The sequence below is a fragment of the Saccharopolyspora sp. NPDC045941 genome (assembly GCF_056431445.1).
Genome location: NZ_JBWKKU010000128.1, coordinates 1 through 8571, shown reverse-complemented (window position 1 = coordinate 8571; position 8571 = coordinate 1). Strand labels below are relative to the sequence as shown.

The 8571-nt window shown below is 71.5% G+C and carries 8 protein-coding genes; 1 reads left to right on the top strand and 7 read right to left on the bottom strand.

Annotated elements, in window-relative coordinates:
• Nucleotides 1–175 precede the first annotated feature (175 nt).
• The 6 genes from AC07FN_RS45185 to AC07FN_RS45160 all read right to left on the bottom strand — a co-directional run bounded on the left by AC07FN_RS45185 (nucleotide 176) and on the right by AC07FN_RS45160 (nucleotide 6352).
• A complete protein-coding gene (locus AC07FN_RS45185; protein WP_478401259.1) occupies nucleotides 176–2254 on the bottom strand; it encodes a M28 family peptidase in 2079 nt (692 codons plus the stop codon).
• A gap of 107 nt (nucleotides 2255–2361) precedes the next feature.
• Nucleotides 2362–2814, bottom strand: a complete 453-nt coding sequence (locus tag AC07FN_RS45180) for a TSCPD domain-containing protein (protein WP_478401258.1) — start codon at nucleotides 2812–2814, stop codon at nucleotides 2362–2364.
• Nucleotides 2815–2905: 91 nt separating this feature from the next.
• Nucleotides 2906–4006, bottom strand: coding sequence for a CapA family protein (locus AC07FN_RS45175; protein ID WP_478401257.1), 1101 nt, complete (start codon nucleotides 4004–4006; stop codon nucleotides 2906–2908).
• Nucleotides 4007–4011: 5 nt separating this feature from the next.
• Nucleotides 4012–4989: a DUF3048 domain-containing protein gene (locus AC07FN_RS45170; RefSeq protein ID WP_478401256.1), complete on the bottom strand. Its 978-nt coding sequence runs from the start codon at nucleotides 4987–4989 to the stop codon at nucleotides 4012–4014.
• Nucleotides 4990–5059: 70 nt separating this feature from the next.
• The gene (locus tag AC07FN_RS45165) at nucleotides 5060–5692 is read right to left on the bottom strand and encodes an NUDIX hydrolase (RefSeq protein WP_478401255.1); all 633 of its coding nucleotides are present in this window, start codon (nucleotides 5690–5692) and stop codon (nucleotides 5060–5062) included.
• Between the two features lie 33 nt (nucleotides 5693–5725).
• The gene (locus AC07FN_RS45160) at nucleotides 5726–6352 is read right to left on the bottom strand and encodes a TetR/AcrR family transcriptional regulator (RefSeq protein WP_478401254.1); all 627 of its coding nucleotides are present in this window, start codon (nucleotides 6350–6352) and stop codon (nucleotides 5726–5728) included.
• Between the two features lie 214 nt (nucleotides 6353–6566).
• On the opposite strand from AC07FN_RS45160, the gene AC07FN_RS45155 reads away from it, so the two are divergent.
• Nucleotides 6567–7904, top strand: a complete 1338-nt coding sequence (locus tag AC07FN_RS45155; RefSeq protein WP_478401253.1) for a carboxypeptidase regulatory-like domain-containing protein — start codon at nucleotides 6567–6569, stop codon at nucleotides 7902–7904.
• Here the strand turns inward: AC07FN_RS45155 and AC07FN_RS45150 are convergent, their stop codons facing one another.
• Nucleotides 7905–8363 carry a MaoC family dehydratase N-terminal domain-containing protein gene (locus AC07FN_RS45150; RefSeq protein ID WP_478401252.1) on the bottom strand — a complete coding sequence of 153 codons (459 nt, stop codon included), beginning with the start codon at nucleotides 8361–8363 and terminating at the stop codon, nucleotides 7905–7907.
• Nucleotides 8364–8571 lie beyond the last annotated feature (208 nt).

The following is an 8571-nucleotide window of genomic DNA, read 5'->3' as shown; positions in this document are numbered from 1 at the left end:
AACTCGCCCCGAAGACGTTCCACCGCACCAAGATCCACACCAAGATCATGAAGCATGCCCACCAACAAGATCAAGACTTAACGAAGTACTACTAGTGCCCGGCGCGGATGTCCTTCGTGGATCGATCGCAGACGGCCCGCCTCCCCTTGGGAAGGCGGGCCGCAGGGTCGAACCGCTACGCCACGGCTCCTCGTGCCGCTTCGGTGGCCTCGTGCAGTGAATCCACGAGCAGGTCGCGGTACTTCTCGGCCGTTGCCGGGTCGTGGCCGGTGATCGCGTCGTCGATCGCCGACAGCGGCTGGACCGCGTAACCCGTGTACAGGCCCGGCGCGTAGACCATGTGCTTGTACCAGTCCCGGCCCGGCAGGCCTTCCTGCTGGGTCAACGCGCGTTCCTGGGCGATCAGCGCGTCGTTGATGGCGTCGGCGCGCTCGCCGCGGGCGCCGTGCGCTTCGTCCTCCAGCCGTTTGGCCGCCGCGTGCCATTCCCGCGCCGCGGCGTACGCGGGGGAGAGGTCGACGACCTGGCCGCCGGCCTGCTTCTCGTCCAGGTCCCGCAGGTGGCCCTCGACCGCTGTCGCGTAGTCGGAGTAGAGCATCGGCGCTATGTCAGAACCGGCCATGCGCAACGTGAAAGTGCCCGCGTACGCGGCGGACGCCTCGTGGTACCGGTAACCGGGGTCGAGGAACTCGCGCATCATGCGCAGGTCGTCGTAGGCGCTGTGGTACTCGCCGCTCGGCGTCGACGTGCCGAACTCGGCCGAGGAGATGCCGAGGTGGTCCAGGAACGGCGTGTAGTCCGAGCCGCTGCCCAGCCGGTCCGGCACCGGGTTCTGCTCGCCCGAAGCCTGCTGCCAGTTCCGGTACAGCGTGCCGTGCTCGGGATCGCGGACGTCCTTGGCGATGTCGGCCAGCACCGCGTCGAGCGCGGGGACCGAGCCCGCGGAGAAGTCCTTGCCGCCGCCCGCGCCGTCCATGTTCAGGTACACCAGGGCGTTCTCCAGCAGGTCGGCGCGGTGCTGTTCGACCCATTCGGTCGCGCCCAGCAGCCCGTACTCCTCGCCGTCCCAGCCGGCCAGCACGATGGTCCGCTCCGGTTGCCAGCCGCGGTCGCGCAGTTCGGCCAGCGCCCGCGCCGCTTCCATCAGCGTCGTCCACCCCGACACGTCGTCCTTGGTGCCGTAGGTCCAGGAGTCGTAGTGCGCTCCCAGGACCACCTTCTGCTCCGGGTGCTTCGAGCCGGGGATCTCGACGATCACGTCGTTGACCGGGATCTGCCGGTAGTCGATGTCCAGGTCGAGGTCGACCCGGGTCGGCCCGGGGCCCACCCGGTAGGTCAGGTCGAGGCCGCCTTGCCATTCGGCCGGCGCCTCCGGGCCTTGCAGCGCGGCCAGCAGGTGCTGTGCCTGGCCGTAGGAGATCGGCGTGGTCGGCACGCTCGTCATGTTCTCCGCGTCCGGCGGATCGAGGCGCGGGGTGCCCTGTGTGGACGGTCTGCCCGGCGTGAGCGGGTCGCCCGGGTACTGGAAGATGTACTGCACGCTGCCGCGCTGGATGCCGTCGGCATTGCGCCACGGCCCGTCCGGGTAGACCTCACCCCGGGTGAAGCCGTCGTCCGCGGGGTCGGAGTACAGGATCACGCCCGCGGCGCCGTGCTCTTCGGCGACCTTCGACTTCACCCCGCGGAAGCTCTGCCCGTAGCGGGCCAGCACGATCTTGCCCCGGACGTCGACGCCCATCTCGGCGAGCCGCGCGTAGTCGTCCGGCAGGCCGTAGTTGACGTAGACGACGTCCGAGATGGCTTGCCCGGCCGGCGAATAGGCGTTGTAGCCGACGACGACGTCCTCGAAGTTCTCGTGCCAGGGGTAAGGAGGTTCCTTCACCTCCAGCTCCCGCCGCTGCGGGCCGGTCATGGTCACCGCGATGTGCTGCGGCACCGAGGCGTAGACGCTGTAGCTCTCCAGCCTCGCGTTCAGGCCCCACCTGGTCAGCTCGTCCACCGAGTAGTTCGCCCTGCGCTCGGCGCCTTCGGTGCCGACCCGGCCGGGGTAGGTGGACATCGCTTCGCTCATCCGCGCCGCGCTGTCGGCATCGACCTCCCGCTGCAGCGCCCGCTCCCAGGACCGCAGGTCACCGGGTCCGCCCTGGGCGGTCGCCGGCGAGGTCTGCGCGGTGAGCCCGACCACGAGCGCCGTGGCCAACGCCGCCGAACCGAACAACCACCTGCGGGGCCGGAGCGGTGCGTGCTGGGACATCCGTCCTCCTGAATGCCGTGGCATGCAGCGAGCAAGATTCGGTTAGCAAGACGAAAGGTACAAAGGGCTATCCGGGCCGCACAACGATCATCACTCGTTTGCCCGGGCTACTCCTCGGTCGGGCCACCGGCGATGCCGAGTCGGGTGCACGTCGGGGCGTCCAGGTAGTCCAGGGCCAGGCGGCGGAAGACGTAGTCCGGGAAGGAGTGGGCGTAGACGATGTCCGCATCGGACACCGGGCCGCGCGGCTCGAACTGCATGCCGGCGTACTTCGCCACGTAGGTCTCCAGCGGCACGCCGTGCTGCAGCCCCAGCGAGACGGCGGCGAACAGGCTGTCCAGGAAGCCGCTGAGCGGGCTGCCCTGCTGCTCCACGCTCACCCAGACCTCGCCGAGCTTCCCGTCCGGGTAGGCGTTGGTGGTCAGGTGGCCCGTGACGCCGCCGATGTCGAACCGGAGGGTGTAGCCGCGGCGGCGGCGCGGCGGGTGCTGCCGGGCAGCGCTCTGATCCATCCGGATGACCCGGCGCCTGCGGCGTGCCGGGGCGTCGGTGCGGGCCATGCCAGGGGGCGCTCCTTCGTGAGGTCGTCCTATATGGACAATGCGGGACGGTACCGCAGCGCTGCGCCACCGCCGCGCCCGGGCGGCCGCTTCACGCCCGGCGCCGCGCGCGCAGCGCCCCGTTCGACAGCACCACATCAGTGCCGAACTCGGCGCTGATCCGGGCCAGGGTGGCGCGGAGCCAGTCGGCGTCGGCGGCCGGTGCGGGGTGCAGGTACATCTGCCTGGCCTGCATCGGGAGCATGCGCAGGTCGACGAGTTCGCCGCCCGCGTCCAGCGACGCGAAGAACAGCAGGCGCAGATCGTCGCGGTACTGCTCGTAGCCCGGGATGCCCTCGTAGTCGTCGATGAAGTCGCCGCAGCCGTAGAGCACGAGCCGGTTGTGGTAGATCTCGATCGGTCGTGGGTGGTGCGAGGAATGCCCGTGCACCACGTGCACGCCGCCGTCGATCAGCCGGTGCGCGAAGCGGACCTGGCCGGCACCGACGCGGTACTGCCAGTTCGTGCCCCAGTGCAGCGAGACGACCACGATGTCGCCGGGCCGGGTCCGCTCGCGGATCTCGCCGGCGATCTCGGCGGCGCGCCGGTCGGAGAGGTCCGGCAGGAAGTTCACGCCCGACCGCTTCGCGGTCGCCGCCCAGCTCGCCGGGATGCCGCTGCACGCGGCGCCGTAGCCGAAGACCACGACCCGGCCGCGCGGCGTGCCGATCACCGCCGGCCGGCGCGCCTCCGCCGCGTCGTGCCCGGCGCCCACCCAGCGCAGACCCGCCCCGGACAACGCGTCGAGAGTGTCGTCGAGCCCCCGGCGGCCGAAGTCCAGGACGTGGTTGTTGGCGAGGCTGCAGACGTCCGGATGCCCGGCGGTCAGGCAGCCCACGTTCGCCGGGTTCATCCGGTAGTGCACGCCCTTGCCCGGGGCGAACTCGCCGTTGCAGGTGATGCTGGATTCCAGGTTGATCACCCGCACGTCGGGCGCGGCGACGTCGAGGGCGCGCAGTGCGCCGCCCCAGGGCCAGGCGAAGCCGACGGGCTTCGTGATCGGGCCGTTGCGCGCCTCGGCCGCCGCGACGTAGCTGCGCGCGTCGTGCAGGTACGCCTCGTGCAGGCCCGGATCGCCGGGGTGCGGCAGGATCTGGTCGACGCCGCGACCTGGCATCACGTCGCCGCACAGGAAGAGCCGAATCGGGTCCATTGCGCTCACGGCGTCAGCACGATCCAGACCTGACCGGGCGCGGGCAGCAGCGGCTCGCCCGACGGGCCGGTGTAGGTGGCCGCGGCATCGGGGGCGGGCCGGGACCAGGTGCCCTCGAACGATCGCCCGTCGCGGAGCACCGAGACCGCGCCGCTGCCGACCGTTTCGGCGATCGGGGACGGGTTGCCCGCGGCGTCGCGGATCGCCGACTCGCGGACCTTGACCCGCTCGATCACCACCGTCGGCGGGCCGAGCCGCCCGCCGTCGACCGACGCGAACGGCGCCCCGTCCATCGAGGCCAGCCACCGGTGCTCCGCCTCGGACCACTGGAAGCCGACGGTGGCGGAGGGGAAGGTGACCTCGTAGTGGTCCGTCGGCGTGCCGCCGGCGGGGGCCGGCCCGGCGACGATCCGGTTCTGGCCCGGCCAGGGCGCGCCGGGCGGCAGCTTCGCCGGGTCGAGGAACAGGTTGTGCGGGGCGGTGCGCGACTCGTCGCGGGTGTAGGCGGCGGGCTGGTGCCCGTCGGAGGCGTCGGTCACCGGGGCCGCCGCGATGAGCGGCAGCAGTTCGGGAGCCGCACCGGAGTACGCGAGCGTCGGGTGGCCGAACTGGGGGAGCAGCACGGTGTCGGTCTCCCGCGCGCTTCGCACCGGCCCGATCGTCGGCGGCTGGTGCGAGGCGAAGATCGCCAGCAAGCGGCTGTAACCGCCCTCGACCGGCTCGACGTAGATCACGTCGGCGGCGCCGATGCCGACCGGTGGCCGGGCATCGGCCACGTTGTCGATCTTCACCGCGAGCACCGGCGGGCCCGGCGGCGGGATCCCGGCGGACGGCGGGGCGGTGCCGCTGGTGGCGGGCTGCTGTTCCGGCGGCGCAGGGGACCCGGCGCGCGGCGTCGAGAACAGGCCGCAGGCGGCCGTGCCGAACACCGCGAGCAGGATCAGCGCCGCTGCGAACAGCGTGCGCGTGCGCCCGCGTCGCATCGTTTCTCCCGGCAATCCCTCCGCGCTCCAGGCTACGCCCGCAGTGCGCCTGCCAGGGCGGGAAAGCAGGTCAGCGCCAGGCGAAGACCGGTTGCTCCAGGTCGGCGACGCGGGTGTCCCGGCCGTGCAGCACGACCTCGCGGAACTGGTGCAGGACCGCCGCCGTGGGGGCGTGCACGAGGGTGTCCAGCAGCGGCAGCTGGATGACCGGCCGGTCGGACTCGGCGATGGCCACGAACCGGGGCGCGACGTCCAGCTCGGACAGCGTCACCAGGTCCACCCGCGCGACCTCGTCCGGGTTCGGCGACAGCTCCGGCGCGGAGCCGATCCACACCACGATCGGCGCGATGACGTAACCGGAGCGCGTCGCGTAGTCGTCGAGCCGACCCAGCACGTCCTGCTCCCGCGCGGCCACGCCCAGCTCCTCGCGCAGTTCGCGCAGCGCGGCCTGCCGTGCGTCCTCGCCGGGATCGAGCCGCCCGCCCGGCAGCGCGAACTGGCCCGCGTGTGCGCGCAGCGTCGCCGCCCGGCGGGTCAGCCAGATGCCCAGCTCGCCGCCGTCGCTGGCCAGGGTGATCGCGACCGCCGCGGCCCGGCGGCCCTGCAACGGGATTCGCCTGGTGCGGAACCGGGCCAGACGGGCCGCGATCTGCCGGCGCGCGTCGTCCGGTCGCTGCGGGAGGGTGGCGAGTTCGTCGGCCATCGCGGTCCTTTCGGTCGGGCGCAGGGGGACCGGTCAGCCGGGTGGCAGGCCGCGGCCCAGCAGGTCGAAGGCCTCGTCCAGGAAGTCGTGCAGGTCGGTGTCCGGGTCGGCCTCGTGCCAGGACTGGATCGAACTGCGCATCGCCGTGATCGAGGTGGCCGCCAGCAGCCGGACGTACCGGTCCGCGCGGTCCCGCCCGAGCCGCTGCGCGAGGCCGTCGGCGAGCGCGGCCTCCAGGGCGCGCGAGGCGAGCACGATCCGGCGCAGCGCCTCGGGGTGGTCGCGCAGCAGCCGCGCCTGGTCGCGCCAGATGGGCGCGGCCATCGCGGCGTCGATGGCCTCGCCGAGCGCGACGTGCGCCACCTGCAGCGGCGAGCGCTCGGCGGGCTGGGCCAGGATTCGCCGCGCGGTGCTCGCGACGCTCTCCGGATCCCAGGGCACCAGCACCTCTTCCTTCGCGGTGAAGTAGTTGAAGAAGGTGCGCGGGGAGACCTCGGCGCGGGCGCAGATGTCCTCGACGGTGACCGCGTCCATGCCGCGGTCCAGGAACAGCCGGACGGCCGCCTGCTGCAGAGCCTGCCGGGTCGCCCGTTTCTTGCGCTCGCGCAGCCCGCACGCCCGCTCGGCATCCGCGCTGCTCGCGGCCGTCGTCCTGGCCATCCGGGGGGCGTCCGTTTCTCTCGTCGGGGCGGCCGTCTCAGCCTAGTGCCCGGTTTCCGGCATCTCCGGCAAACCGATGTTGCACCCGCGCATTTTTGCACAGACTGCAGAAATAAGTTAGGGTCGCTAACCGTCAATGGGGTAGTTCTCGCCCTCGGCCGGGCGATCCGAACCAGTGCAGCGCCGCACCCCCGTCCCGTCGTGAGGAGGCTTCTTGACCGAGGCACAGCCGAGCTCACTGGTGCGCACCCTGGCATCGGCGCTGTGGTTCCCGATGTTCTTCATCGTCGGATTCATGGTGTGCTACCTGCTGCCCTTCCACGCCCCGGCGCCTCACAACATGCCGGTGGCGGTGGTCGGCGACCAGGCGGCGCAGCACCTCGACGCCGCCTTCGCCCAAGCGATGCCCGGCGGCATCGACGTCACCGCGGTACCCGACGAGCAAGGCGCGCGCGACGCGATCCTGCAGCGCCAGGCCGTCGCCGCCTACGACCCCGCGGACGGGCAGCTGTTCTACGCGAAGGCCAACGGCTCGGCGCTGATGATGGTGCTGCAGCAGGTGTTCACCCCGATCGCCACGGCCGGCGGTCACCACCTGGCGCTCGTCGACCTCGCCCCGGCCGCGCCCGGCGACGTCATGGGCACCGGCCTCTTCTACGTCCTGCTGGCGATGAACATCCCGCCCTACATCACGGTGATGATGCTGCTGCGCGCCGCGCTGACCACCCGGCAGAAACTGCTGGCGCTGGCCGGAGTCGGCGCGTTCGCCTCCGTGGTGTGCTACTCCGCCGCGCTGTCGATGGACGTGATCTACGACGAACCGGTCCTGATGCTGATCGGCTTCCTGCTCACCCAGGCGGTCGCGTGGACGACGTTCGGGCTCGTGCCGTTCGTGAAGCAGTTCATCCCCGGCGTGGCCATGGGGCTGTTCGTGCTGCTGAGCATGCCCTCCAGCAGCGGCGCCATCCCGAAGGAACTGGTGCCGGTGTTCTTCCAGTCGCTGCACCGGTTCCTGCCGCTCGGGCAGGCCGTGGACTCGATGCGCGGCGTCCTGTACTTCAACGGCGCGGGAGCCCTGCCCGCCGTGCTCGGCCTGGTCGCCTGGTGCGCGCTGGGCGTCCTGCTGGTGGTGTTCAACCAGCTGCGCATGAGGCGGAAGAAGGCCGCGGACCCGGAAGCGGTGACCACCGCGGGCACCTACGAGCACGAGGACGACAGCGAAGTCGTGGTGGACCCGGCGATCGAAGCGCCCCAGCCCAAGCACCACCACACCCTGGCCGGCACCGTGCGGGCCGCTGGCGGCGAGCCGGTGCCCGGCGCCATCGTGACAGTCACCGACCCGACCGGCGGTCAGCTGGCGCACCTGGTGACCTCGAACTCGGGCGAATACGAGGTGCACGACCTGCCCCGGCAGTACGTCACGGTGGTCGTCTCCGCGCCGGGCATGCGACCGGCGGTGGACCGGGTCGCGGTGCGGCCGGGACGCATCGCCGGCTACGACTTCGTCCTGGAGCCGGAAGCCCGGCATCACCGGATGGCCGGTGCGCGCTGATCAGCCGTCGGCTAGCGGGTGGCGCACGATCAGGACCTCCTTGAGATCCGCCACCGCGCTGCCGTCGTCTCGGGTGACGGCGGTTTCGCGGACTACGAACTCCAGCTGGCCGTTCTTCTTGGCGTAGACGTCGGTGATCACCGGGCGGAGCACCAGGGTGTCGCCGGCGTGGGCGAGGGAGTGGTAGGTGAATCCCTGCTCGCCGTGCAGGACGTGGCGTAGGTCGACGCCGAGATCGGCCATGAAGCCGAAGGAATCCGGGCCTTGCAGGGTTAGGCCGAACAGGAACGTCGGCGGTACCGGGAGATCTCGGTGGCCGGCTGCTCGGGCGGCGGATCGGTCGGTGTAGATCGGGTCCGTTTCGCCTATCGCTGCCGCGAACTGCTGGAGGCGGCCCGGTTCTATCTCTGCCTTGATCTCGGGGAGGCGCTTGCCGATCACCGCTGGGTCGATCGCCATCTTCTTGGGCGTCCTTTTCTGGGCGGGGGCGTGGTTGGGATCGTACGGGGGGTTTGGGGGTTCGGGCTTTTGGAGCGGCCTTTGGAGGGGTTGGGGCTTTTGGAGGTTCGGCATCTTTTGGGGCCATCCCCGCGATGGGTGGATTGTGGGGCTGCGGGCCGGAGGTCAAGCCCGGCCTGGCGGCCGCCCCTTCGGGGTTTCAGGCTTG